Source organism: Vibrio salinus, from assembly GCF_021272385.1.
Taxonomy (GTDB): domain Bacteria; phylum Pseudomonadota; class Gammaproteobacteria; order Enterobacterales; family Vibrionaceae; genus Vibrio; species Vibrio salinus.
Window position 1 is genome coordinate 112936 of record NZ_JAJSDZ010000007.1, and the last position, 25730, is coordinate 138665.

The 25730-nt window shown below is 43.4% G+C and carries 24 protein-coding genes; 8 read left to right on the top strand and 16 right to left on the bottom strand.

Annotated features, from left to right (window positions below):
* Positions 1-2 precede the first annotated feature (2 nt).
* Complete coding sequence (locus LRQ06_RS06330) at positions 3-626, top strand: tRNA-uridine aminocarboxypropyltransferase (RefSeq protein WP_232765572.1); 624 nt, start codon at positions 3-5, stop codon at positions 624-626.
* On the opposite strand, the gene yigB is transcribed toward LRQ06_RS06330, so the two are convergent.
* Genes yigB through lptM form a run of 6 tightly spaced genes read right to left on the bottom strand, consistent with a single transcriptional unit; the run spans position 623 to position 5214 of the window.
* On the bottom strand, positions 623-1342 hold the full coding sequence (yigB, locus tag LRQ06_RS06335) for a 5-amino-6-(5-phospho-D-ribitylamino)uracil phosphatase YigB (protein ID WP_232765573.1): 720 nt from the start codon (positions 1340-1342) through the stop codon (positions 623-625). The two genes, LRQ06_RS06330 and yigB, sit on opposite strands and share 4 nt — an antisense overlap.
* A gap of 9 nt (positions 1343-1351) precedes the next feature.
* A complete protein-coding gene (gene xerC / locus LRQ06_RS06340) occupies positions 1352-2281 on the bottom strand; it encodes a tyrosine recombinase XerC (RefSeq protein WP_232765574.1) in 930 nt (309 codons plus the stop codon).
* 4 nt (positions 2282-2285) lie between these two features.
* A complete protein-coding gene (locus LRQ06_RS06345) occupies positions 2286-2957 on the bottom strand; it encodes a DUF484 family protein (RefSeq protein ID WP_373054812.1) in 672 nt (223 codons plus the stop codon).
* A 16-nt stretch (positions 2958-2973) separates the two neighbouring features.
* Complete coding sequence (gene dapF / locus LRQ06_RS06350) at positions 2974-3804, bottom strand: diaminopimelate epimerase (protein ID WP_232765575.1); 831 nt, start codon at positions 3802-3804, stop codon at positions 2974-2976.
* A gap of 8 nt (positions 3805-3812) precedes the next feature.
* A complete protein-coding gene (gene lysA / locus LRQ06_RS06355) occupies positions 3813-5066 on the bottom strand; it encodes a diaminopimelate decarboxylase (protein WP_232765576.1) in 1254 nt (417 codons plus the stop codon).
* Between the two features lie 28 nt (positions 5067-5094).
* Positions 5095-5214, bottom strand: coding sequence for an LPS translocon maturation chaperone LptM (gene lptM, locus LRQ06_RS21300; RefSeq protein ID WP_444485033.1), 120 nt, complete (start codon positions 5212-5214; stop codon positions 5095-5097).
* 74 nt (positions 5215-5288) lie between these two features.
* Between lptM and cyaY the strand changes: the two genes are divergently transcribed.
* The gene (gene cyaY, locus LRQ06_RS06365) at positions 5289-5603 is read left to right on the top strand and encodes an iron donor protein CyaY (protein ID WP_232765577.1); all 315 of its coding nucleotides are present in this window, start codon (positions 5289-5291) and stop codon (positions 5601-5603) included.
* 12 nt (positions 5604-5615) lie between these two features.
* Here the strand turns inward: cyaY and LRQ06_RS06370 are convergent, their stop codons facing one another.
* Positions 5616-8144: a class I adenylate cyclase gene (locus tag LRQ06_RS06370; RefSeq protein ID WP_232765578.1), complete on the bottom strand. Its 2529-nt coding sequence runs from the start codon at positions 8142-8144 to the stop codon at positions 5616-5618.
* Between the two features lie 352 nt (positions 8145-8496).
* Here LRQ06_RS06370 and hemC point away from each other — a divergent pair, with 352 nt between their 5' ends.
* The 4 genes from hemC to LRQ06_RS06390 are packed head-to-tail and all read left to right on the top strand — an operon-like array spanning position 8497 to position 12513.
* Positions 8497-9426, top strand: a complete 930-nt coding sequence (gene hemC, locus LRQ06_RS06375; protein WP_232765579.1) for a hydroxymethylbilane synthase — start codon at positions 8497-8499, stop codon at positions 9424-9426.
* A gap of 6 nt (positions 9427-9432) precedes the next feature.
* Complete coding sequence (locus tag LRQ06_RS06380) at positions 9433-10215, top strand: uroporphyrinogen-III synthase (protein WP_232765580.1); 783 nt, start codon at positions 9433-9435, stop codon at positions 10213-10215.
* A complete protein-coding gene (locus LRQ06_RS06385) occupies positions 10181-11335 on the top strand; it encodes a uroporphyrinogen-III C-methyltransferase (protein WP_232765581.1) in 1155 nt (384 codons plus the stop codon). The genes LRQ06_RS06380 and LRQ06_RS06385 overlap by 35 nt, the downstream gene beginning before the upstream one ends.
* Positions 11332-12513: a heme biosynthesis HemY N-terminal domain-containing protein gene (locus LRQ06_RS06390; protein ID WP_232765582.1), complete on the top strand. Its 1182-nt coding sequence runs from the start codon at positions 11332-11334 to the stop codon at positions 12511-12513. The genes LRQ06_RS06385 and LRQ06_RS06390 overlap by 4 nt, the downstream gene beginning before the upstream one ends.
* 55 nt (positions 12514-12568) lie before the next feature.
* Here LRQ06_RS06390 and hemN read toward each other — a convergent pair whose 3' ends face one another.
* The 4 genes from hemN to LRQ06_RS06410 form a co-directional block, all read right to left on the bottom strand.
* Positions 12569-13957, bottom strand: coding sequence for an oxygen-independent coproporphyrinogen III oxidase (hemN, locus tag LRQ06_RS06395; protein WP_232765583.1), 1389 nt, complete (start codon positions 13955-13957; stop codon positions 12569-12571).
* A gap of 129 nt (positions 13958-14086) precedes the next feature.
* Positions 14087-14602, bottom strand: a complete 516-nt coding sequence (locus LRQ06_RS06400; protein WP_232765584.1) for a DUF2489 domain-containing protein — start codon at positions 14600-14602, stop codon at positions 14087-14089.
* Between the two features lie 14 nt (positions 14603-14616).
* Positions 14617-15177 (bottom strand): Der GTPase-activating protein YihI, encoded by a 561-nt coding sequence (yihI, locus tag LRQ06_RS06405; RefSeq protein ID WP_232765585.1) that lies wholly within the window; start codon positions 15175-15177, stop codon positions 14617-14619.
* Positions 15174-15815 (bottom strand): class I SAM-dependent methyltransferase, encoded by a 642-nt coding sequence (locus LRQ06_RS06410; RefSeq protein ID WP_232765586.1) that lies wholly within the window; start codon positions 15813-15815, stop codon positions 15174-15176. Before LRQ06_RS06410 ends, yihI begins: the two co-directional genes overlap by 4 nt.
* Before the next feature lie 651 nt (positions 15816-16466).
* On the opposite strand from LRQ06_RS06410, the gene yihA reads away from it, so the two are divergent.
* A complete protein-coding gene (yihA, locus tag LRQ06_RS06415) occupies positions 16467-17102 on the top strand; it encodes a ribosome biogenesis GTP-binding protein YihA/YsxC (protein WP_232765587.1) in 636 nt (211 codons plus the stop codon).
* A 475-nt stretch (positions 17103-17577) separates the two neighbouring features.
* Here yihA and spfP read toward each other — a convergent pair whose 3' ends face one another.
* From spfP to hemB, 3 genes are all read right to left on the bottom strand, one after another.
* Entirely contained in the window at positions 17578-17625 is a 48-nt protein-coding gene (gene spfP, locus LRQ06_RS21305; protein ID WP_438356636.1) for a small protein SpfP, read from the bottom strand.
* Between the two features lie 192 nt (positions 17626-17817).
* Positions 17818-20619 carry a DNA polymerase I gene (gene polA, locus LRQ06_RS06420; protein ID WP_232765588.1) on the bottom strand — a complete coding sequence of 934 codons (2802 nt, stop codon included), beginning with the start codon at positions 20617-20619 and terminating at the stop codon, positions 17818-17820.
* 811 nt (positions 20620-21430) lie between these two features.
* Positions 21431-22471, bottom strand: a complete 1041-nt coding sequence (gene hemB / locus LRQ06_RS06425; RefSeq protein WP_232765589.1) for a porphobilinogen synthase — start codon at positions 22469-22471, stop codon at positions 21431-21433.
* A 176-nt stretch (positions 22472-22647) separates the two neighbouring features.
* On the opposite strand from hemB, the gene LRQ06_RS06430 reads away from it, so the two are divergent.
* On the top strand, positions 22648-23409 hold the full coding sequence (locus LRQ06_RS06430) for a TatD family hydrolase (protein ID WP_232765590.1): 762 nt from the start codon (positions 22648-22650) through the stop codon (positions 23407-23409).
* A 79-nt stretch (positions 23410-23488) separates the two neighbouring features.
* Here LRQ06_RS06430 and ubiB read toward each other — a convergent pair whose 3' ends face one another.
* Positions 23489-25123: a ubiquinone biosynthesis regulatory protein kinase UbiB gene (ubiB, locus tag LRQ06_RS06435; protein WP_232765591.1), complete on the bottom strand. Its 1635-nt coding sequence runs from the start codon at positions 25121-25123 to the stop codon at positions 23489-23491.
* Complete coding sequence (locus LRQ06_RS06440; RefSeq protein ID WP_232765851.1) at positions 25120-25725, bottom strand: ubiquinone biosynthesis accessory factor UbiJ; 606 nt, start codon at positions 25723-25725, stop codon at positions 25120-25122. Before LRQ06_RS06440 ends, ubiB begins: the two co-directional genes overlap by 4 nt.
* Positions 25726-25730: the final 5 nt, after the last annotated feature.

Consider the following 25730-nt stretch of genomic DNA (forward strand, 5'->3'; position numbering starts at 1 on the left):
TAATGTCTTCCGTACTTCCCTGTCCTGATTGTGGCCTCTTCCATCAATGCCTGTGTGGTGATGTTCCGCTGCTCAATAGCAACCTGCATATCTCATTACTGACTCACCAAAAAGAATTTGACCGACCTACCAATACAGGACGTTTCATTGCTCAATCGATGAAAAATGCACACAGGCACCAGTGGCAAAGAACCGAGGCGACTCCACCGCTGAGAGAGGTTCTGAATCACTCAGACTATTCGCCCTTCTTATTGTATCCGGCGACTCACAGTCTTTCGGTCAGTGAAGTCATCACCGAGGCAGAACAACAAAGCAAAACCCCTTATTTCATTGTACTGGACGGCACCTGGCAGGAAGCCAGAAAAATGGAAAGAAAAAGCGCTTGGTTAGCTTCCGTACCCCGTGTTGCTTTAACACCATGTCATCCATCGGAATTCCACCTGAGAAAGAACCAGAAAGCTGGTTCGCTATGCACTCTTGAGGTCATCGCAGAACTGTTAGACGAGCTTTGCTGGCAAAAAGAAGCAGAGCAATTAAGGGCGTTTCTGAATCACTTTATGGCCATATTTCACGCAGATAAAAGTGGCCATAAACTAAAAAAGAATAAAAGTAAAAACCGCTTTTAATGTATTAACTCAAGCAATTCATCCAGATGCCGAATCTCAATATCAGGTAAAATGGTTAATTTCTCAAACGTCCGGGCCGTATAAACCCGATCATTAAACCAGCAGGCACTTAGCCCATGATTTTTCGCTCCCAGCACATCGGTACGTCCATGATCTCCAACGTGTAAAACAGACTCCGGACACACTCCTAAATGTGCGATTGCAACCTCGAACATATCCGGATAAGGCTTAGCCCGGCCATCAGGACCTGCTCTTAATTCCAGTTGAAAATACTGGCTTAAACCAATCGATTCCGGATTCGCATTGCCGTTTGAAATAGCCACCAACGGAATTTTTTTACTTAACAGACGGAGAACCCGATGGGTTGATTCCGGGACAGAAATAAGATTTCTTAACCGTAACACTTCCTGCATGGCCACATCCGCAGCCTGATTTGCCTCCGTGTCATTGTAGCCTAGTTTTATCAGTCCACACTTTATCTGGGTATGACGCCATAAGGTCACATCATGAACGATATCCGGATGATCAATTAACACGGCTCGTTTCAGCTCTAACCACCAATCACGATCCTTCAGTCCACTTACCGGATGATTGGCTACCAGCCACTCACGAAACTTCACTTCCATGTTATCGATCACGGCCTGATTCTTATAGAGCGTATCATCCAAATCGAATGACATTGCCTGTATTTCAGGAAGGCGACGGAAAAAATGCATAAAACCAACTTACTCTTTTTTAGACTTTTTCGCTCTTGGATGAGCCTGATCATAAACCTGAGCCAGATGTTGAAAATCCAGATGCGTATAGATTTGGGTAGTCGAGATGTTCTCATGTCCAAGCAATTCCTGCACTGCACGCAGATTATTGCTGGATTCCAAAATATGCGTTGCAAATGAATGGCGTAATTTATGAGGACTGATATGGCTGTTCACTTCCTGTTTCTGTCCCCACTCAGCCATTCTTTTCTGAACATTCCGGTGAGAAATTCGTGTTCCCCGGCGGGAAATAAACAGTGCCGGTTCATCAGCAGAAGCAAACTGTCCACGGACTTTTAACCATCTGGCAACCCACTCTCTCGACATCCCGGAAAAAGGTACTTTGCGCTCCTTATTGCCTTTACCGATAACCCGGATCTCACCGCGGCTCAAACTGATATCTTTAATATTAATGCTGACCATCTCAGCCAAACGTAACCCGGCGCCATACATGAGCTCCATCATGGCCCGATCCCGAATCGCTAATGGTTCATCGTCTTTTACTTCCAACAACTGAGCCACTTCATCCACATCCAGATTTTTCGGCAGTGGCCGCTGTTTTTTGGGTGCTGAAACCCCTTTCGCCGGGTTTGCCGCCAGAACACCCCGCAAAATAAGAAAGTCAAAAAAACTGCGCAAAGAAGATAAATGAGTGGCAATACTGCTCGCTTTCATCCCTTTTCGCATCAATTTTCCCGTCAGCTGACGAACCCAGGCGGCATCGACATTTTTCCAGGAAAGCACATTCAGCTCGGCCAGTTGGAATGCCATCGCTTCCAGGTGTTGTTTATAATTTCTCTGCGTATAAAGACTCAGCCCCTTCTCGCTACGAAGATATTCATAAAACGCGATAAGAGGCTTATTTAAACTGGAAGGAAGCTCAACCGGAGTCTGGCTCATCGTGCTACGCCCGCCACGGAAGAGTATCAACAAGATAAGTCAATACGACCGCAAGGTGCCGGAGAAACAGAGTGTCCATACAAGGCTGAAAATGACCACCGTCATCGCTTGAAAATGCCATAATACCGTGCCCCAGTTGAGTAGAGAGAGATAAGACCGCGTACGAACCAAATTCCGGAGCCCGGGAAGCCTCTCCGAATAGAGCATCGCGATCCACTTTCTTCAGACGGCCCAGAAAAGCCTGTTTACCATTAAAATGATTGGTCGTAAAACGCTGAAAATTCAGCCTGTCAATTCGGTATGAATCATCAGGGGCATCAATAAACCGAACATAAGAACGCAGGTTTAAATCCTGAGCAGTCTGGTAAATCGCTTCGAGCGATTCAACGACGCAGCGGGTACCAAGCATTTTCCCCTGTAAATCCATAAACGCATGAAACGTCAAATCATTGGATGCAGCAAGCGACATCAGGGTCGTAATTTCTTCTTCTAACTCTTCAATCCGCACTCTCTGACGGTTCAGTTGCAGATGAACGAGAGAAACAGCCCCATCATCAGGACGGGGTAAAGTTAATCTATCCACCAACTCAGGCCGGCGGTAAAAAAAATCAGGATGCTCACGAAGGTATTGTTCGATCATATCGTCAGTAAGCATTACGGTCTCAGTTTGTGACACAATATTACCACTTCAATTAACAAGAAAGCTGGCCATCATAAATATGAGTAGCCGGGCCAGTCATATATAATGGCTTTCCGGGGCCCTTCCAACTAATTTTAAGCTCACCTCCAGACAAATGCACGCTGACACTCTCATCTAACAGTCCCTGAGTAATACCGACCGCAACCGCAGCGCAGGCACCACTACCACAAGCCTGAGTTTCACCGGCCCCCCTTTCGTACACCCGTAAGCGTATATCCTGACGGTTAACAATCTGCATAAAACCGGCGTTCACCCTTTCAGGGAAACGTTCATGAGACTCCAACAAGGGCCCCAGAGTATCAACATCGGCCGTATCAACATCTTCAACCACCGTCACAACATGCGGATTGCCCATGCTGACAGCCCCACAGAATAATGTGGTATCCGCCACTCTCAGAATGTATGTTTTTTCCGTCTGCTTAGCTTTAAAGGGAATTTTGCCTGGTTCAAATTCGGGAATACCCATATTGACTTTGATTAAATCATTCTCTTCAACATTCAGTACCATTTTCCCTTTTTTAGTGCTGACATTGATGCTGTATTTGTTAGTTAACCCTTTCATTCGGACAAAACGAGCAAAACAACGGGCACCATTGCCACACTGCTCAACTTCGCTACCATCTGCATTAAAAATACGGTAATGAAAATCCGACTCTGGATCATAAGGGGCTTCAACAACCAATAGCTGGTCGAAACCAACTCCGGTGTGTCGATCGGACAAACGCCGGATCAATTCCGGAGAAAAAAAGATGTTCTGAGTAATACAATCCACCACCATGAAATCGTTACCCAAACCATGCATTTTTGAAAAGTGAAAGTGCATATACTTAATTACTCCGGCAGGACGCTTTCAAGCGCCCACAAATCGGATAGCGCCTCTCTTTTACGAACAACATAATGTTTATCACCATCCACCATGATTTCAGCAGCCCGAAGACGAGAATTATAATTAGACGACATGGAGAACCCATAAGCACCAGCCGAACGGACAGCCAGTAAATCACCCTGATCTAAAATTAATTCACGATCTTTACCCAACCAGTCACCGGTTTCGCATATTGGTCCGACTAAATCGTATTTCTTCGCCTCGCCCTGATGAGGTGCTACCGGTATGATATTTTGCCATGCCTGATATAAGGCAGGACGCATCAGGTCATTCATTGCGGCATCAATAATAGCAAAGTTCTTAAATTCAGTATGTTTCAGAAATTCCACTTTTGTCAGCAAAATTCCGGCATTAGCCGCAATTGCCCGGCCCGGTTCAAAAATCAATTCCAGATCTTTATGATTTGTCAGACGCTCCATCAAAACGGTGGCGTACTCTGCTGGCTGCGGTGGCTGCTCATTATCGTAAATCACACCAAGTCCGCCACCCACATCGAGATGCTTAATATAAATCCCCTGAGACTTCAGGGTATCAATCAATACGAGCAAACGATCAACGGCATCAATAAAAGGAGCAATCTCTGTCAGCTGAGAACCAATATGGCAATCAATTCCTTTAATTTCCAAATGTTCAAGAGTACTGGCCAGCTTGTACACCTCAGGAGCCCGCTCATAAGAAATGCCAAATTTGTTATCACGTAAACCGGTCGAAATATACGGATGCGTTTTTGCATCAACGTCTGGATTAATACGTAAAGAAATCGGCGCTTTAACACCCATCTCACCAGCAACTTTATTGATTCTGTCCAGCTCGGGTTCAGATTCAACATTAAAACATTTGATTTTAAGCTCTAACGCCCGTTGAATTTCAGCTTCTGTTTTCCCGACACCGGAGAAAACAACTTTCGAAGGATCCGCTCCGGCAGCAACAACACGTTCCAGTTCACCAACAGAAACAATATCAAAACCTGAGCCTAATTTTGCCAACGCATTTAAAACCCCTAAATTGGAATTCGCTTTAATTGCATAACAAATCAGATGAGGGTGTTCAGCTACCGCCTGATCAAACGCTTTCCAGTGACGTTCCAGAGTTGCACGGGAATAGACGTAAAGCGGTGTACCATGTTGCTGCGCTAACTGGTTTAAATTCACATTCTCAGCCCAAAGCTGGCCATCTTCCTGATAATTAAAATAATCCAAAATATACTTCCTTAAAAATCATGAATAATTATGGTTGTGTCTGTTCATTTTGTGGCGCGTCTTTGGGCATATATAATGGACCTGTCTGACCACATCCAGCTAACGCTAACACGCTTAGCATAAAAAGTGCAGTGATAATCTTTTTCATTTTCATATACGTGATTATTACATCGATGCCCTCTATAATCGCATCACAATCAAGAAAAGCAATAGGACATTAAAATGAACGATACTGAATTTCACCAACTGGTAGATATTCAATTTACGAAACTGGAACAATTGATTGACGATTCAGGTGCCGATATTGACTACGACACATCAGGCAATGTCATGACCCTCGAATTCGAGAATCGCAGTCAAATCATTATAAACCGTCAGGAACCACTACACGAAATCTGGCTGGCTTCAAAGTCTGGCGGATTCCATTTTAAACTAAATGATCAACAATGGATTTGTACTAAGACAGGAAAGGAATTCATACAACTCATCAAAGAAGAGTGTGAAAAGCAGGCTGATGAAGAAATAGACTGGAACTAAATCGCCAGAACATTAAGCATTAACGACTTCATCAGAACGGGAACTGGAGGATGAATCACTACGGTAAGGAATAATGTAGTCTGAACCGTCCTCTGCTTTAACAATCTGATAATATTGAGGAAGGTTAAAGTTAATAAACTTCGAAGCCATTGTATTATCGTGCTTCACAGACGTATAGAAAGTGTTCACGTTAGCGATCATTTCATCTTTACCGCCACGGAACTGATGATAGACTTCAACACGGTTCGTCTCATCTAAGACATAGATATTGAACCCTTTATCGCTGTCTTCGAAAAAGAACTGTACCAAGCCTTCACTGGCAAAGCCATCAATCACTTCAGGTAAGTGATACGACTGCTCTTTATCCAGCATTAGTAAAGGAGAGCCTGTTAACTTATTCTTTGAAATACTACGGTAAAAATCGACAGAGTTTTCCAACTTCTGAACCGACACGGCTCTTCTCTCGAAAAACAACCCATACATTTCATCGGCAATTTTCAGAGCTTTAAAGCGGCGGCGACGTTGCTGTTCGACAGGTTTCAGACGCAAATCAATACACTCTGCCAGCAACTGATAAACCGCATTTCGCATCACACCCCGTAGATTCTGGCTATAACAGAACACATCAACCGATTCGGGTGGAAGCGCGTCCTGGTGCATCTTGCATAATACGGTTTTCAATGCCTCCAGCATGGCCGTCTCACCCCGGAAGTGAAGCGTACGCACTTCCTGCCAGGAGTTACGGTAGACAAGATCAACGCTACCAATCAGACAGCGGGATTCAGCGCCGAAACTCAGCATATCCACATTTTTTAAATCAATCTTTAATGCCCGGCCTTCTATTTCCGACGTCGGATCGTTTTCAAAGTTAATGAACATGGCCAACTGACGAATTTCACACGGGCTTGCCAATGCCTGCATTGTCGGACGGCTTTTATGCATAGAAAACGTGTTTCTCAGATCACTGACCATCTGATAAAACTTATCAATATCAAGATCCGCATCGCGGACAATCGCATGCAGACGGGTCGATTCGGTAATTAAACCATTAAAAAATGCCCAGGCAACAATCTTACTCAGATACTCATTATGCTGCAGAAATTTTTGTCCCAGCATTTTGTGCGGATCAATCGGCGCTTTATACAGATACCACCCTGCAGGGTTTGTCCGGCCTTCACGCACTTCAATAAACGTCAAATCCGGTTCATGCAAATCGGGCGATATCTGTGAATTCAGTAAGGTCACTTTTCCGGGTAAGACTTCAAATGCGGTATATAACTTTCTGGCAAGAATCGAAATGTCCTGAGGACTGATCGATGAGGTAATATCATTTCGGCGGGCATACTGAATCAGATTCCGGTAACTTTGCATTAATGCATCCAGCAAACGGGTATGCAGTACCTGAACCTGTTCAACTTTCCAGTTACGCCGGTTATCCAGACTTTCGATAATATCGTCATCCCACTGCCATTTAGACAATAAATCGCTCAGTGCCTGTCTACGCCACGAAACAGATCCGGGCCCGGGCTGACGGGAAAGTTTTTCGTGCGTTTTCAGATAAAAGCAACGACGAACCAAGTCCAGCCTCTCAGTGTCCCCCGTGCGCTCTAAGTAACGGGTGACTTTTTCCAGCATCAAATAGTATGCATCAAGACTATACAGATCCGGTTCATGGGTGAAAAAACGACGTTTCGTATTAATACTCAGCAGTTGAGTATTAGGATATTCCCACGAATACGCTTCAAGCAAAATGGCCTTAAGTACCGATTTATAAGGTGAATCAATGCTCTTATACAATTGCCATAAGCTCGCCCCAAAATATTCTTCTGCAGGAATATGATTCAGACGGCCAAAATCTATCCAGTCATTACAGTTGATGTATGATTTACTGCACAGCTCCCGCACGTAATCGTCATAGCAGTTTTCCATCTCTGGCGGGACTATCTGCCACAATAACCGCTTACCGGCAAGACGAACGGCTGAGCGGTAAAATTCATCAAGTAACAGCAGATGCTGAGAAGAACCGCAGTTATCACCGGTCATTTCATCAGACTGGTTATGACGGAACCTTTCCTCATCCATCAAAAAGAAATTCGCTTCAACGCCCTGGGTATTTGCCCAGTTGGTAATCAATGCACATTTATTGGATAACTTTTCTCTGTCATCGTCACTCATCGATGACGATACACACACCCAAATATCCAGGTCGCTGGATGTACTCTGACCAATGGAAGACGTACTGCCCATGGTATAAAGAGCCAGAATTTGCGGTGTTTCTGCTGAAGTTAGTTTTTGTCCCAGCGTCAGCTCCATGTCATCAATAAACTGCTGCTGGACGTCTTCCGGTTCATATCCCCAGACACCATAAGGAACCTGAGCATCGTAAAAACCGGGAATTAAAGGATGATTAAAGTGGAAAAGACTGGGAATTAATCGAAATACACGTTGGCTTTGCAGATCCATCACCGCCAACGCACGTTCTGTACGCTGTTGGTTCAGATTATCTAATCTTTGAATTAATATCTGCGTGTAAGCTTGCAAGGTATATTTCCCTGATTGATAACTAACTGTAGGAATAGGTTACAGTTTACTCGAAATAACCATAAAAACGTGACGAGTTTAACATTTTTAATGCACCACCGCAAAGCTAATTCCAGCTCAGAACTCACTCATTTGGAGCAACTCACCGTACGTTTCACCAAGGGGTCTGTATTTTCGTATTTCAGCAGTCCAATTAATAATATCTCATGCTATAAACAAGATCTATCTCACATAATTTTAGCGCATGATTAACTTTTTACATAAAACAAAATTGCATATTGTTACTAATTTCATTTCCGGTACTTTAGAATGATATGATATCAACGATATTCACCAAATAAGCCGGAAGTCAATGACACATTCAAGCCCAATCCGAATCGCAACCAGAAAAAGTCCTCTCGCATTATGGCAGGCGGAATTTGTTAAAAATAAACTGGAACAGGCTCACCCCGGCCTGCAGGTTGAACTTGTCACGATGGTAACCAGAGGCGACGTTATTCTCGACACCCCTCTTGCCAAAGTAGGAGGAAAGGGATTATTTGTGAAAGAACTGGAACTTGCTATGCTTGAAGGCCGTGCAGATTTAGCGGTCCACTCTATGAAAGATGTTCCTGTGGATTTTCCTGAAGGTCTGGGCTTAGTGGCGATTTGCGAAAGAGAAGACCCGACCGACGCGTTTGTTTCCAATCGCTATCAAAATTTTGACGAACTACCACAGGGCGCCATTGTCGGAACATGCAGCCTGCGCCGGCAATGTCAGATAAAAGCACGTCGCCCGGACCTTATTATTAAAGACTTACGTGGCAATGTTGGCACACGGCTGAGTAAATTAGATGACGGTGAGTTTGATGCCATCATTCTGGCCTCTGCAGGTCTGAAGCGTCTGGGCTTAGCGAAGAGAATTACGGCCCCGCTGGCACCGGAAGAATCCCTGCCGGCCGTCGGACAAGGCGCTGTTGGTATTGAATGCAGGCTGAACGATTCAAAACTTCGAGCCTTGCTTGAACCTCTTAATGATAAAGACACGTCAGATCGGGTACGGTGTGAAAGAGCCATGAATAACACGTTGGAAGGTGGCTGTCAGGTTCCGATAGGAAGTTATTCTGAACTTCAGGGGGAAAACCTCTGGCTGCGGGCATTAGTCGGCAAACCGGATGGCACCACCCTCGTTACCGGAGAAATCAAGGGGCCCAGACAAGATGCAGAGATGCTCGGACAACGCCTTGCAAAACAGCTGTTAGCAAATGGTGCCGATGTCATTTTGGCTCAGCTATACAAATAATGCCTTATGCCGACGGTACTGATCACCCGCCCCTCCCTACAAGGCAAAGAGCTTTGCTCTTTGCTCAACTCGGCCGGGATATCTACTCAATATCAACCGCTGATAGAATTTCAACCCACTGAGACTATCCCGGATCTAAAACAGACCCTTTATCAGGCAGATATCATCATTGCCGTCAGCCAGCCTGCGGTCAGATATTTTCATCAGCAGCTGGTTAAAAATTCATTATTTTGGCCTCAAACGTCCAGATATCTTGCCATCGGTCAAAAAACCGCACGACTTTTAAGAAAATTATCTCAACAACAGGTAGACTACCCGTCACACGGTGATAGTGAACACCTGCTGTCCCACCCGTCACTACTCAATGTCCGGGAGCAAAATATTGTTATCCTGAGAGGAAACGGGGGCAGAGAATTTCTTGCAGAACAACTTTTGCAACAGGGAGCTCATGTAAAATATTGTGAGTCTTACCGGCGAAAGTTTATTCCATTTGAAGCTAGTGATAAGGTAGTTCAGTGGCAAAAACAAAATGTAAGTCATGTTGTCTTCACAAGCGAAGAACAACTTCGCTTTTTCGTTAACCAGATAACCAAAGAAAACCGGCTCTGGATGTTGAACTTACACATTTTTGTTCCAAGCCAGCGAATAGCTCAAGTGGCAAAAGAAATTGGATTTCAGAATACCATTGTTGTCGGTAGCGCCAACAATTTCGATTTAGTGGCTGCCATTCAGCCGAAAGTGATAGGAATACTTAATGACAACCAACAACACAACGCCAGAAAGCAATAAAAAGGATCAGGCTCATCCAGCTCAGGATGACAAAAGTAAATCCGTAGCGGCGACTAAAAACCCCCAGTCTTCATCAGATTATGAACAGCTACAAAAGCAAGCTAAAAAAGGCGTTAAACTTGGTGGTTTAGCGATAGTTATTTCAATACTGCTGAGTGGTGGTGTCACGGTTTATACCCAACAGAATTATCAAGCTCAGATTGCTGATTTGCAGACTCAGTTATTGCAAACACAAAAGCAATTGAAAGCCCAGTTAGATTCCTCTCTGCAAGAAACAAAAGAGGTCACGAACCATGCAGTAAATAAGACAGAAACGGCGCTGGCACAACAACATAAAAGCATTGAAAGCCTTCAGATGGCTTTAGCTGAAGTTAAAGGCAGACGTCCTAATGACTGGCTGCTGGCAGAGTCTGATTATCTGGTAAAACTGGCAGGAAGAAAACTCTTCTTAGAGCATGATCCTGAAAGCGCGACGCTCCTGATGGAGAGTGCTGACCAGAGAATCGCAGCGCTGAATGACCCGAGTCTGGTTCCTTTACGCAAAGCAATGGCAACAGACATTACAACACTGAAGTCGATCCCTCTGATTGACAAAGATGGTCTGGTACTGCGTTTGACCAGTTTGTCTCAGGTTGTCGATAAACTTCCACTGGCTAATGCCATTTTACCGGATTCCGTAGAGGTGAAAAAAGAAGAAGTAACCGGCAATATCGATAACTGGAAAACAAACCTGTTAACGTCTGCGAAAAACTTTGCCGATAAATTTATCACCTTCAGAACCCGTGATGGAAATGCCATTCCACTGCTATCCCCCGAGCAGCATTTCTTCCTGAGAGAAAACCTCAAAATGCAACTCGAAACTGCCATTAAAGCGGTCTACGATGAGCAGCAGGAAATTTATACCACTGCATTAAATACAGCAGATAAATGGTCCAAGTCTTACCTGAACCAAACGGATAACCACGTTATCGAATTCAACAAAGCACTGGAGTCTCTTAGCAAACAGAAAATCCAGGTAACTTACCCTGTCAAACTGCAATCTCAATCAATCTTAACGGATGTAATTCATGAACGCTTACGCCGGGAAGTCACCAGTTTAATCAAGGAGGATAAAGAATGATCCGCATTATTTTTCTTTTTCTTGTCCTTGGTTTAGGACTGTATGCCGGAACAGAATACGCTGGTGAACAGGGATATGTCCTGATTTCCATTGCAGACAAAACACTGGAAATGAGTGTTACAACACTGGTTATTTTTGTCGTTGTCGCTCTGGCAATTTTATTTGCGGCTGAATTTATTATTAAACGAATTCTGAGGGCTGGTTCCGACACATGGAACTGGTTTAGCATCAGAAAACTTAAACGCTCACGCCGTATGACCAATGAAGGCATCCTTAAATTAATGGAAGGAGACTGGAAACAGGCAGAACAGAAAGTCGTTCGCTGGGCCAGACACCATGATATGCCGGTACTCTGTTATCTGATCGCAGCTCAGGCGGCCCAGGAACAGGGAAATAGTGAGAAACGAGACAAATACCTGCAACTGGCTTCAGAGCAAGACAATGCTTCTCTGGCAGTTGAATTAACCAAAGCTAAACAGTACGTACAGGCAGAGCAATATGAGCGCGCCCTCGATTCACTGGGCGCGGTAGCACACGACTACCCACAGAATCCAATCCTGCTTTCTCTGCAAAAAATCATTTACGTTAAACTGGGTAAGTGGGAACCACTGCTTTCCTTAGTGCAAGATCTTAAGAGCACAAAAATGGCCAGTGGTTTTGAAATCCAGAAACTGACGGATCAGGCCTATTGTGGATTGCTGTCAGAAACCTCAGAACACAGAGGTACGGAAGGGTTACTAGACCGCTGGAGTGATCTTCCTAAGAATGCCCGGTCTTCATCCGTGATCTGTGGTCATTTAGTCCGATTACTGTTAGCCCGTAATGCCGATGAACAGGCGTATGCTCTTATTAAAGAACACACGAAGAAACACCCGAATTCTGAACTGTATGGATTATTACCAGAACTGCACCTGACCAACGAAAAGTCAGCCATTTCACTTCTGGAACATGCTCTGAAGAAAGACGCGAACAACGCAGAAGTATTAAGCGCATTAGGCAGAATTCATTTGGAGAAGCAAAACTGGTCTCTGGCCCAAAGCGAATTTGAAAAAGCATTGTCTATCCGTCCTAGCGTGAATGACTTCGGCTATTTGTCAACGGCTTTGGAAAAACAAAACAAACATCAGGATGCGCATGATGTGAGTAAAAAAGCACTTAAACTGATTACAACCAGTTAGAAAGACGGAATAAAATAAGTACGATAAAAAACCAAGTTGCATCAACTTGGTTTTTTTAAATAACTCGGGAAAACTGCTGCTGTCGGGCCCGGGTTCTCAGATATTTATCGAAACACATGCAAATATTCCGAATCAATAACCGCCCCCGGGGCGTAACCTGAATATACTGTTCGTCATCAAGAACAAGCTCATCTTTAATAAAAGGAGCTAATAGCTCAAGATCTTCGGAAAAATACTGACGGAATGAGACCTTAAACTGCGCCTCGACCCGCCGTTTATCTAATTTGAAATTACAGATAAGCTGTTTAATCACATCCCGCCGGACAATATCATCGGCTTCCAGTGATAATCCTTTCCATAATGCATGACGGAGTGTATCAACCGAAGAATAATAGGCTTTCAGATCTTTCTGGTTCTGAGCATAAGTATCCCCCACCATTGAAATAGCGGAGACTCCAAACCCAATCAAATCATTGTTACCGTGCGTGGTATACCCCTGAAAATTACGGTGCAATACACCTTGTCTCTGCGCAACTGACAGCTCATCGTCAGGCAGTGCAAAATGATCCATTCCGATAAACTGATAGCCCGCCAGGGTCAGTTTTTTTATCGTCATTTGAAGAATCGCCATTTTCTCCTGTGCATCCGGTAAATCTTTATCCTTAATTTTACGCTGGGCTGCAAATAGCTGTGGCATATGCGCATAGTTGAAAACCGACAACCGGTTAGGACGAATACTGATAACCTGATCCAATGTTTTCGCAAAACTTTCTGTTGTTTGCAGCGGTAGCCCATAAATCAGATCAAGATTAATTGATTCAAAACCAAGCTCTTTTGCCTTATCAATCAAAGCATGAATAAAACCTTCATCCTGCTCACGATTCACCAGTTTCTGAACCTGTTTATTAAAGTCCTGAACGCCAATACTCAAACGGTTAAATCCCTGCTCCCGCAAACTCGAAATCAAACTCAACTCGATCTCGCGGGGATCAACTTCAATACTAATTTCAACGTCTTCTGAAAAAGAAAACTCCTGCCTTAAGACAGACATCAGACGACGAATTTGTTCTTCTTTCAGAAATGTCGGTGTACCGCCACCGAAATGTACCTGATTGACTTTTCTGCCAACCAGTAAGGTCGCCCGTTGAGAAATTTCGTACTCGAGAGCATCAAGGTACTCCTCAGCTTTATCATTATGCCGGGTAATAACCTTATTACATCCGCAGTAATAACAAAGCTTATGACAGAAAGGAATATGAATGTATAACGATAAAGGACGGTCCGGATACTGAGCATAAGCCATATCAAGCTCAGCAATCGTAAAAGCTTCATGGAATTCAACCGCCGTCGGATATGACGTATAGCGAGGACCAGAATAGTTATACTTATCCAGTATATTCTGATCCCATTCAATTTGCTGATTGTTCTCCGCTTCGCACATCATTTTATCTATCCACAAGAAACTTCACCGCTGACCATTTTGCCACATAGAAAGAAAAAGACGTTAATTAGAAGATAAAAGTACTCAAATGATGTACGAAAATGTAAACGGGATCACTATATGATCGAAAAATTACACCAATTGAACAGATGTGGTTTTATCTGTCACATGGACTTTTACTTTTTGTTGCAACAATTTCAGCTCTTCTTTGATCAAGTCACCTAAGCGACCTTCTGCTTTCATTCGTTGCATATTTTGCTTCATTCTTTCTTTCTTAGCCAAGGCCTTCCTTGCATCTCCGCGAGCCATATCTTTAACCGTATGATATAACTCCGTCAATGCCGGATAAGACTTCTCAACATCAATACGCGCATCACCCTGTACGTATTCCAGAATACGATAGACACGAATGGTAATTTCCGATAAATCGCACTGCCCCTGAATTCCAACTTTACATAAGGTCTCAACACTTTCGAAAATATTGGCATTTCTTTTGTGCAATGCTTCTCGTTCAAGTTCAACTTGCTTCTTACGCACTTCTTCCTGAAGTTTCGTTTGCTTTTTCAGACGCACAAACAGAGATGCGGCATAGGAGGCCAGTCCGATAATAATGATGCCACCAATACTGGCTAATATGGTTAAATACATCCTAACTTACCTTTTCAGCTATCTAACTTATTTATATCCGTATCTTCAAACCGGGACAAAACATCGTCCTCTGATGATACTTTTCCGGCTTTTTTCTGAGGTTGAGGCATAATTGCCTCGTCGTCCTCTTCTGCATTTTCATCAAAATCGTCATAAAGTCCAAGTTGCTTCATCAACTGTTCAATACGATCTAATTTCTCATCAACGTACTTCTGTAACCCTTCACCTAAGCTTTCTCCGCTATCCAGGCGCTCGAGTAACACATTCAGCTGAGAATCATTTTCCAGCATCTCTAATTCCTGCTCAGCATTTAGTTTACGTTTTTGCTTCACCACTTTTTCTGAGGCATTCACAATCAGAGGAACTTTCTTTTTACTGCCGATACGGGGATCTTTTGCTTTTGATCCTGACTTTACTACATGCGCCTCTTCCTGAGAATGACGGCTGCCAGATTTCAGGCCTTTACGTTTCTTCTGCTTTTTTAATTCTCGACCTAATTTATCCGATTCTGATCGCTGACGGACAACAATCACATCGGAACTGCCAGCTGATCTGACCTTTTTCTTACGACTCATAACTTGGGAACCCTCAGTAAAATAACGTCGTTGCCTACAAATTCCAGTTCGAGCTTATCCCGCTCAGCCAAATATTGAAATGTATTACGACTATAGAACCTTACGTGCGTAAAATCATTTTTATAGTGCCATTTCGCAAATGCGTCCACATCTTTGACCATTTTCGTCATCAGCCCAATCCACCCTCCGGGCTTAACTAATTTCAGCCACGATTCCCAAACAAGGTCGGGGGTATAAATGTGTTCAATCACTTCCGTCGATACCATAAAATCGTATTGTTGTCTGAGAGGCGCAGTATCCGGGAAATAATAGATATCATACAAAGACATCCGCATACCCTGTTCTTCCAACATATGTGCAAGAGCAGGCCCCGGACCACATCCAAAATCCAACCCCTGAGACTTTACCGGCACCCGACAACAGATGGGCTCTGCGACTCTGGACAAAAAACGACGATACCTTTCATCATGTATGTCATTTTCGTGCAGATCATAAAATGATTTTTCGTCTTTCTCTTTTAATAGTGAGTCGTCCCCGACAAAGACCAGTTCGCAGCGCTGGCATTGCCAATACGCACGGTATTTATCAGTATGATAGTGATGCACCTGTTCACTATGACAAAGCGGGCAACCAGACATCCTGTACTCCTCCTATTAAAGGAAGCGCAAGATACCAGAAATGACCGATTTAGTGGAGAGGTTTAGCTGAATTTTTCATCGGCAGGCAAAAATAGAAAATAAAAAAGCGATAGAATGTTCTATCGCTGTAAAAAAGCCAGCACCTGAGTGCAAGATAACAGCACAACTGAACTGTGCACAATCATCCCTTTGTTTTAAACGCTTTCCGTGCTACTTCGTTTTCCATCATCCTGATGAATTTTACTCTCCGTGAGAAACGTCACTGTCTCAGAGCACATCCTGAGCCTGGTCCTTTACACGCCCATCCAGAGGCTAAGCAACCATCCCTATTAAATAGATATCCTATCTATTCATCATCCCCCAAGTTATCTTGTGTAACCGCAAATCGTATTAAATCAAATGCTAATAGGTTCATATCTTACACTTTAAAAACAAACCGACAAGATCAACCACCAAGACGAAGATCACGAACCGCCAATCAATAAAATAAACTGCTACTTAATCAATCAATTACAAGGGCATTCTTTTCTAAAAAGAATGCCCGAAATGATATATATATCACATTACAGTCAGCGTAATACACCGGGCATGATATAATTGATATTTATCTTTAAGTCATTACTTTCGCAAACCAACGCGACGGAGTTAATTTTGAGCGTAAAAATTCATTATCAAAACACGCAATTTATCACCAGTGCACCCGATATTCGCCACCTCCCTGCCGATGAAGGCATTGAAATTGCCTTTGCGGGACGCTCAAATGCCGGAAAATCCAGTTCACTGAATAAGCTGACTAATCAGAAGAGTCTGGCGAAGACCAGTAAAACCCCGGGGCGGACGCAATTGATCAACTTATTTCAGGTATCTCCAGGATGTAACATTGTCGATCTCCCCGGATATGGCTTTGCTCAGGTTCCGATCGAAATGAAAAAGAAATGGCAGAAATCGTTAGGTGAGTATTTGCAAAAAAGGGAATGTCTGAAAGGGTTAGTAGTATTAATGGATATTCGCCACCCTATGAAAGATCTGGACCAGCAATTAATTTTTTGGGCTGTTGAATGTCAGATTCCGGTACAGGTGCTGCTGACTAAAGCTGATAAACTGAAAAGCGGAGCCCGAAAAGCAACTGTTCTCAAAATAAAAAATCAGGCCACCGAATTTAATGGAGAGGTCTACGTTGATGCCTTCTCTTCTCAAAACGGATTGGGCGTGGATACTCTGAGAAACCGGCTGGATGAATGGTTCGCTCCGGCTCTTATTACCAATGAAGAAGCCGACGGGGAATAACAGTCAACCACAGGGTCAGTTGAACTTTTGAGTGCAGATTTTGTACAATGAAAGGTTAACAGCCCTGTCTTTTCTTCCGGCCCAAGCACAAAAAACCCCGCCATCCTGGCAGGGCAACGGGAGAGATATTAAATTTTTTTCTTTTTATTCGTTGTAATAACAGCATCGCCCATAACCGGGAATTAAGCAAATATTTACTCATTTTTTTCTTATCATGTCTTGCACAAAAAAACAAAATATTATCAATGAGTTAGAATTTACATTTAATTTATATCTCTTAATTCACATAGAAAAATAAGAATTTTGTGAAAGGAATTAAATTACAAAAAACATAGCAACACTGTATCTGATTTAGAGAAAGGCTTATGGGGAAAAGAAATAATAAAATATATCAATATAATTATTTAACTTATTGATATATTTTATTTTATACATGAAAAAACGCCCCGCTCAAACACTGAGCGGGGCGGCTGAATCAGCCTAATCCAATAACGTGAAACAAAAGGTCTGAAAGATAGAACATCTTACCTCTGTACCCTACGAGTATTAATTTACAACAATCCGACTGAAAATCAAACTTTTTTGTAGTTTTTTTTCATATTTTTTTGATTATTACGAACAAACATATGATCTAACATGACTTTATTTGATTAAAAAAAAAGCCAGCGTTTGTGCGCCAGCTCATATAAAACATTACATTTTTGTTAAAAAATGTCTAGTGAGCCTGTTCCCAATTGTCACCATCCCCAGATTCAGCCACTAATGGAACAGACAAGTCCGCAGCAGATTCCATTAATTTTTGTATTTTACTTTCAATTTTGACAATAGATGACTCTTCCACTTCAAACACCAGTTCATCATGAACCTGCATTAAAAGTCTGACCTGACCATTGCCCTCCTTCTGGATCCAATCATCAACAAGCAACATGGCTTTTTTAATGATATCGGCTGCCGTTCCCTGCATTGGCGCATTTATCGCCGCCCGTTCAGCCGCTTTGCGTCTCATGCCATTGCTTGATTTGATTTCCGGAAGATGTAAGCGACGGCCAAACAGAGTTTCAACATAACCTTGTTCACTGGCAATGCTGCGGGTATCTTCCATATACTGCATGACCCCGGGATAACGCTCAAAATATTTATCGATATAAGCCTGAGCTTCTTTTCTGGGAATACCGAGTTGTTTAGCCAGCCCAAACGCACTCATTCCATAAATTAAGCCAAAATTCACCGCTTTTGCCCGTCGTCTCTGTTCACTGGAAACCTGATCGATAGAAAGTCCTAGAATTTCTGCCGCCGTAGCCGCATGAATATCCTTCCCTTCATTAAATGCATTCACCAAAGTCTTATCAGCAGATAAGTGAGCCATAATGCGTAATTCAATTTGAGAGTAGTCAACCGCAACCACTTTCCACCCCTTCGGCGCAACAAATGCCTGACGAATTCTTCGGCCTTCTTCATTTCTGACCGGAATATTCTGTAGATTCGGTTCAGTTGAAGACAACCGACCTGTCGCGGTCACAGCCTGATGATAGGATGTATGAACCCGGCCAGTTGTCTTATTGATCATTCGGGGTAACTTATCCGTATAGGTTGACTTCAGCTTGGCCAGACCCCGGTACTCCAAAATTACTTTTGGCAAAGGATAGTCCAGAGCCAATTCCTGCAAGACTTCTTCATTGGTTGATGGAGCTCCGGAAGGCGTCTTTTTCACGACCGGAAGCGCCATTTTTTCAAATAAAATCGCTTGCAATTGTTTTGGCGAACTTAAGTTAAATTCTTCTCCCGCCATATCGTAAGCGGTTTTTTCCAGCTCGGCTAACCGCGCTGTGATTTCAACGGATTGAGTTTTCAGTTTCGAAGCATCGATGAGTACACCGGTCCGTTCCATGCGGGACAAAACAGGAACAAGGGGAACTTCAATGTCTTCATAGACCGATTTCAGCAGGCTATCCTTCTCAATTTCCCCGAAAATACGGTTATGCAGTCGCAATGTGACATCGGCATCTTCTGCCGCATACTCACCTGCCTGATCCAGATCGATCTGATTAAAAGTCAGTTGATTTTTTCCTTTTCCGGCCAATTGCTCAAATGAGATGCAGCTATGTTGTAAAAACCGTAAAGCCAGACTATCCATATCGTGTTTACCGCCCACGCTATTTAACACGTAGGAAGCTAGCATGGTATCGTGACGAATACCTTTCATCTCAATGTCGTAACGCGCCAGAATGCTTGCATCAAATTTTAAATTCTGGCCAACTTTGGCTTTATTTTCATCTTCCAGAAATGGCTTCAGGCGTGCTAATACCCCACTTCGATCCAGTTGTACGGGGGCATCCAGATAGTCGTGTGCAACCGGTAAATAGGCCGCTTTCCCTTCTTCAACCGCGAAAGACAACCCCACAAGGTTCGCTGTCATATAATCCAGATCATCGGTTTCCGTGTCAAAAGCAACAAGCTCTGCATTTTCAATGATAGACATCCATTGCTCAAAGCGTTCTTCAGTAGTAACAATTTCATACTGGCTACGATCAATATTCACAGCAGAAGCGGCCAAAGAGGAAGACTTATCGGAGGATTTTTTTGATTTCGTTAGTTTTCTGGCCGCTTCTGCATCAGCCTTTATCACACCATCTCCGCCATCCAGAAGCTCATTTAGCCACGATTTAAACGTCAGCTGTCCATAAAGCTCAATCAACCGATCAGTATCTGGTTGAGATTTTGTCAACTCCTCAGGTTTACGTTCCAGCGCCACATCAAGTTTGATCGTTGCTAATTCATAAGACAACAAAGCATTCTCTTTATGCTCTTCCAGTTTTTTTGCCATGGTTTTCGAACCACGGAAACCAAGAGCTGCCACATCATCCAGATGGTCATAAAGATCAGTTAGCCCGCCAATGCCCTGAAGCAACGCCGTCGCTGTTTTAGCCCCCACCCCCGCAACACCAGGAATGTTATCAACTTTATCACCCATCAAAGCCAGATAATCAATAATAAGCTCAGGAGGTATACCAAATTTATCAATGACACCGTCTCTGTCCATGATCACATTCGTCATGGTATTAATCAGTGTTATATTTTCATCAACTAGCTGAGCCATGTCCTTATCACCAGTACTGATCAATACGGACATCCCCTGTTTCGAAGCCTGGGATGCCAGCGTACCTATCACATCATCAGCCTCAACGCCCTCAATTGAGAGCAGTGGCAGCCCCATCGCCTGGATGATGTTATGCAGAGGTTCTATCTGACAACGCAGCTCATCCGGCATTGACGGACGGTTCGCTTTATATTCTGGATAGAGGTCATCTCTAAACGTCTTCCCTTTTGCATCAAAAACAACGGCAATATGATCCGATTCAACCTGTCTTAACAGACTTCGGATCATATTGACCACACCATAAACCGCATTGGTCTGAATTTTTCCGTTACTCATTGTGCTGGGAAAGGCATGAAATGCACGATAAAGGTAAGACGAGCCATCAACTAAAATAAGAGGCTTCTCAGGAATACTAGCCATATTGGTATCCAATCTATCTGGTTCAGAGAATATTTATAACGGACTAGGATGCCACGTTAGGCGAAAGTATTCCACGGTTGACCACGATACATTGAAAAAGTCAGATGAAGAATCCTACTTCACGCAGGATAATTGTCTGTCTTTATCATCATCTTCAGATGCTTTATTTCCAGCAGGCCACGTCAAAAAATAAACGATCAGCGCCAGAGTTCTGATACTCTGAAAATGAATTCAATCCCGCTAAAAACGCATATTCTTATTACAACCCGCCGAAATAGCTCAACAAAAGCCAGGTAAGGTTAATTAAACTGACAAATGACGCACCCCTGTGGATAACTCTGTTTATATTTTTTATCCACAAGCTATATACAAGAAAAATTTCTCACAATAACAATATTAACTAATTGTTTTAATTAAATTAATAATTACCATTAAATAATAAATTAAGATCTTTTCAGGATCCTGTGCTGTGGAAAATAAATTAACGATCACTCATTAAAATGTTAAAAAAACGATTCGCAGACATAAAAAAAGCGACATTAAAAAATGTCGCCTAGCATAAATAAGAAAGTAATTAATCTTACCATCACCTTCCGAGAAAGCTATAAAATTACACTGGAAGCAATGTGAGCAATGTCGTGTCAAAAAGAGCAACTACAAACTTTTAAAAATACAATCAAATCGAAAAATCGACTTGGTATGTTTAAGAGTCCTTTTCTCCTTAAGACAAGATAATAATAATTATTCTCATTTATATAGTCAAGCACTAAATGAAAAAAATTCTCATTTAATTCTTTATGATGCTCACGCTTCATTCTTTTAAGTGACTGGCTCTCTCTTTACCTTCTTCCGCCAGCCACTCTGCTACTCTTTTTGCAAAATATGTCAATATACCATCGGCTCCGGCCCGTTTAAAACACAGAAGCGACTCAATAATAGCTTCTTTCTCTTTCAGCCAGCCATTATTTATCGCCGCCATATGCATGGCATATTCTCCAGAGACCTGATAAGCAAATGTCGGGACCTGTAGTTCCCGTTTCACTCGGCAAACGACATCAAGATACGGCATACCAGGCTTAACCATAACCATATCGGCCCCTTCGTTCACATCCATCGCAACTTCATGAAGTGCTTCGTCAGTATTCGCCGGATCCATCTGGTAGTTTTTCTTATCTCCGCCTTTCAGATTTGATGCAGAACCGACCGCATCCCGGAATGGGCCATAATAGCAGGAAGCATATTTTGCCGAATAAGCCATAATCTGAGTATGAATGTATCCCTGCTCTTCTAATGCCTCACGAATTTTACCGATACGTCCGTCCATCATATCCGACGGAGCCACAACATCAGCACCGGCAGCCGCATGAGAGAGCGCCTGTTTAACCAGAACATCGGTAGTTTCTTCGTTTAAAACATAACCACTTTCGTCAATGATGCCGTCCTGACCGTGTGTGGTATACGGATCCAAAGCAACGTCCGTAATAACCCCCATTTCCGGAACATGTTCTTTCAATGCTTTTACAGCCCGTTGCACCAACCCTTCCGGGTTATAAGCTTCTGCGGCATCCAGTGTTTTTACTTCCTGAGTAAGCACAGGAAACAGTGCCATTGCCGGTACGCCTAAACCGGATAAATAACGAGCTTCTTCCAAAAGGACATCAATTGAAAGACGTTCGATACCAGGCATGGACTCAACGGACTCCCTACGGTCTTTTCCCATCAGGACAAAAACCGGATAAATAAGATCGCTTACCGACAACTGACTTTCCGCCATCAAGCGGCGGCTAAAATCGTGCTTACGGGTACGGCGCATACGCCGGCCCGGAAACTGACCCTGAATCGATACTGACATTTTATCTCCTTTTATTATTACTTGTGCCTACAGCACAAAATGATATCTGCTGAAAATAATACCACCGTCCAACTCATTCAACATGAATTCAAAGACGAAAAATGCCAAAATGATCTCAAGAATCATTCCCGGAACGTTTTTGATGCCGCTTAACAACAATAACAGGTGAGTTTTATATGATTGATACCCATGCTCATATCTACGCCGATGAATTTCATCATGACCGAGATGACATGATTGCCCGAGCCAGAGAACAAGGTATCGAATTAATCTTAATGCCAAATATCGATTTGAATTCAATTGAACCTATGCTCAAAACAGAACAGCAATATCCTCAGCTTTGCCGTTCTATGATGGGGTTACACCCTTGCTATGTGACTGACAATATAAAAGAAGATCTTGCTTCTGTTCATCGCTGGTTCGATGACCATAACTTTATAGCCGTTGGAGAGATTGGCATCGATCTTTATTGGGATAAGACGTTTCATAAAGAACAGGAATATGCTTTTGTTCATCAGTTAAACTGGGCGAAAGAACAAGACCTTCCCGTTGTCATTCATACCAGAGATTCTATTCAGGAAACGCTTCACCTGCTGAATCAGGAACAAAACGGCAGTCTGACCGGTGTATTTCACTGTTTTGGCGGTTCCATCGATGAAGCAAAAGCCATCAACGATCTGAATTTTCATCTGGGATTGGGTGGGGTTTCAACATTTAAAAATGGTGGAATGGACAAAGTCATTCCTCACCTGAATCTGGATTATGTCATTCTGGAAACGGACTGCCCGTATCTGGCACCGGTACCTCACCGGGGAAAGCGCAATGAACCCGCTTACACGGCACTGATTGCCGAACGGATTGCTGATTTAAGAGGAATGGAAACAAAAGACATCGACAAAGTCACAACCCGTAATGCCAAAACCCTGTTCAGGCTATAGCGGCAAACCGGAGCAAATAGCGGGCACCACCCGATGTCCTCAGGTGGTGCAATACGAAAGATAATATTACGATATTGTCTTAATAACGGTAAGTACGCCAGCTAAGCAGCCAACTGATAACCCCAACAACTCCGGAACCTGTCGATAAATCAGAATGCCCGTTCGTAGCCAGAATCGTGGCACACACAATCAACGTAGCCCCGACACCAAACAGGAATTTTGCCGTCCCGTGCTGACGCTTCGTTTGCCGGTATCCCTGATACATTTTATCCAGGCGTTCCGACATAACCCGCCCCTGTTTCAGGCTGTCATAAACCAGTTCAGGCAACTCTGGCAATTTTTCTGCCCACATAGGTGCCTTTTCTTTGATAGAGCGGATCACAGCCCCCGGTCCAATCTGCTCTATCATCCACCGCTCAAGAAACGGTTTCGCCGTTTGCCACAAATCCAGCTGAGGATAAAGCTGTCGGCCCAGTCCTTCCACATACAGCAAGGTTTTTTGCAGCAGTACCAACTGCGGCTGAACTTCCATCTGAAATCGTCTGGCGGTATTGAACAGATTCAACAGCACATGACCAAATGAAATTTCGCATAACGGTTTTGCAAAAATCGGCTCACAGACAACCCGTATGGCCCGCTCAAACTCATCGACATTGGTGTCAAAAGGAACCCATCCTGACTCAACATGAAGTTCAGCAACCCGACGGTAATCACGGTTAAAAAAGGCTAAAAAGTTTTCTGCCAGATAACGTTTATCTTCGCTGTTTAAAGTTCCGACAATACCACAATCCAATCCGATCCATTGGGGATTTTCCGGATGTTCCGGATTCACAAACACATTGCCCGGATGCATATCCGCATGAAAAAAACTATCCCGGAATACCTGAGTAAAAAACACACTGACACCACGTTCAGCTAAAAGCTGCATATTCACACCGTGGTTTCTCAGTCCTTCAATATCAGAAACCTGAATACCATAGATCCTTTCTGAAACCATCACCTTTTCATTACTGAGTTCCGAAATAACCTCGGGAACATAAAGTTCTTCACTTCCCAGAAAATTGCGTCTCAGTTGAATCGCATTTGAAGCCTCACGCCTTAAATCCAATTCGTCAATCAGTGTTTTTTCATACTCCCGTACTACTTCAACCGGCTTTAAGCGCCGGGCTTCGGGAAGCGCTTTTGCCACAATATAAGCCATGCGATACATAAGACGGATATCATCCTGAATCACAGACTCAATATCAGGCCGGATAACCTTAATCACGATATCCCGGCCGGATTCCTTCAGCTTGGCTGTATGTACCTGAGCAATAGAGGCTGACGCTAAAGGCGTAACATCAAAATCATCAAACCAGGTTTCGACCTTATCCCCAAGCGCTTCTTCGATGTGTTTCTGGGCAAGATGTCCGTCAAAAGGGGCAACATTGTCCTGGAGCAACGCCAGTTGGTCGGCAATATGAGGCGGAAATAAATCACGGCGGGTCGACATCATCTGACCAAATTTAACCCAGACCGGACCCAGTTCCTGCAACGCCAACCGAAGACGCTCCCCTAACGCTTTTTCCGGATACTTATTTTTCAGCCAGAAAAGTGACTTCCGGGCCAGTAGCGGGGCTTTTAGCAACTGATGGTCAGGTAAAAGCTCATCAACCCCATATTCAAGCTGAACCCGAATAATATGATATAAGCGTTTTACTTCGGTAAACCTCATAGTTTCTCCATCAGAGCCTGAAACCTCAACTCCAGCTTGTCCACCTGTTGTTTCACGACTTCAACCTGATCGCAAAAATAAGCGATTTCAAGTGCGGGAGGAAAAACCTTCCACTCTTCGGTCAGCACCTCTGAAAACTGGTTTCGCTTTTTCTGTGTCTGCTGTTTAGTGGTCGTCAGCAATTGCTTTCCTGTATGAACCACCGTATGAGCTACAACATCACCAACCCATTGAGACAACCACTCTTCGGCATCCGGCTCTGCATCCGAAAGCAAAACTGCAAATTTTTGAGCCAACTGAAGATCACCTTCCAATTCCAGTTGCTCCTGTTTAATAAGCTGCGTGATGTTCACCTGCTCTCTAAGCTGAGGAAGGGTTTTCAGTGATAACGACAGGTAACAGTCCGGTACGCCTTCATATTGACCCAGCACATCAACCTGATGGCTGAAAACGAATGTTAGCGTCTTATCAACTTCTTTGATATGAAGCTGGAAGACTTTCCCTTTCAGACGCAGACATTGTCTGGATAAATCAGAATCCTGATTAATACGGTAGTTAAAGCCGGTTTCGATCACCGCATTAACCAATATTTCCAAAGGCATCATAC

Coding starts and splice junctions, on each gene's coding strand:
- LRQ06_RS06330 (WP_232765572.1), top strand. CDS start 3: ATGTCTTCCGTACTTCCCTGTCCTGATTGTGGCCTCTTCCATCAATGC.
- yigB (WP_232765573.1), bottom strand. CDS start 1,342: ATGCATTTTTTCCGTCGCCTTCCTGAAATACAGGCAATGTCATTCGAT.
- xerC (WP_232765574.1), bottom strand. CDS start 2,281: ATGAGCCAGACTCCGGTTGAGCTTCCTTCCAGTTTAAATAAGCCTCTT.
- dapF (WP_232765575.1), bottom strand. CDS start 3,804: ATGCACTTTCACTTTTCAAAAATGCATGGTTTGGGTAACGATTTCATG.
- lptM (WP_444485033.1), bottom strand. CDS start 5,214: ATGAAAAAGATTATCACTGCACTTTTTATGCTAAGCGTGTTAGCGTTA.
- cyaY (WP_232765577.1), top strand. CDS start 5,289: ATGAACGATACTGAATTTCACCAACTGGTAGATATTCAATTTACGAAA.
- hemC (WP_232765579.1), top strand. CDS start 8,497: ATGACACATTCAAGCCCAATCCGAATCGCAACCAGAAAAAGTCCTCTC.
- LRQ06_RS06380 (WP_232765580.1), top strand. CDS start 9,433: ATGCCGACGGTACTGATCACCCGCCCCTCCCTACAAGGCAAAGAGCTT.
- LRQ06_RS06385 (WP_232765581.1), top strand. CDS start 10,181: ATGACAACCAACAACACAACGCCAGAAAGCAATAAAAAGGATCAGGCT.
- LRQ06_RS06390 (WP_232765582.1), top strand. CDS start 11,332: ATGATCCGCATTATTTTTCTTTTTCTTGTCCTTGGTTTAGGACTGTAT.
- hemN (WP_232765583.1), bottom strand. CDS start 13,957: ATGATGTGCGAAGCGGAGAACAATCAGCAAATTGAATGGGATCAGAAT.
- LRQ06_RS06400 (WP_232765584.1), bottom strand. CDS start 14,602: ATGTATTTAACCATATTAGCCAGTATTGGTGGCATCATTATTATCGGA.
- yihI (WP_232765585.1), bottom strand. CDS start 15,177: ATGAGTCGTAAGAAAAAGGTCAGATCAGCTGGCAGTTCCGATGTGATT.
- LRQ06_RS06410 (WP_232765586.1), bottom strand. CDS start 15,815: ATGTCTGGTTGCCCGCTTTGTCATAGTGAACAGGTGCATCACTATCAT.
- polA (WP_232765588.1), bottom strand. CDS start 20,619: ATGGCTAGTATTCCTGAGAAGCCTCTTATTTTAGTTGATGGCTCGTCT.
- hemB (WP_232765589.1), bottom strand. CDS start 22,471: ATGTCAGTATCGATTCAGGGTCAGTTTCCGGGCCGGCGTATGCGCCGT.
- LRQ06_RS06430 (WP_232765590.1), top strand. CDS start 22,648: ATGATTGATACCCATGCTCATATCTACGCCGATGAATTTCATCATGAC.
- ubiB (WP_232765591.1), bottom strand. CDS start 25,123: ATGAGGTTTACCGAAGTAAAACGCTTATATCATATTATTCGGGTTCAG.
- LRQ06_RS06440 (WP_232765851.1), bottom strand. CDS start 25,725: ATGCCTTTGGAAATATTGGTTAATGCGGTGATCGAAACCGGCTTTAAC.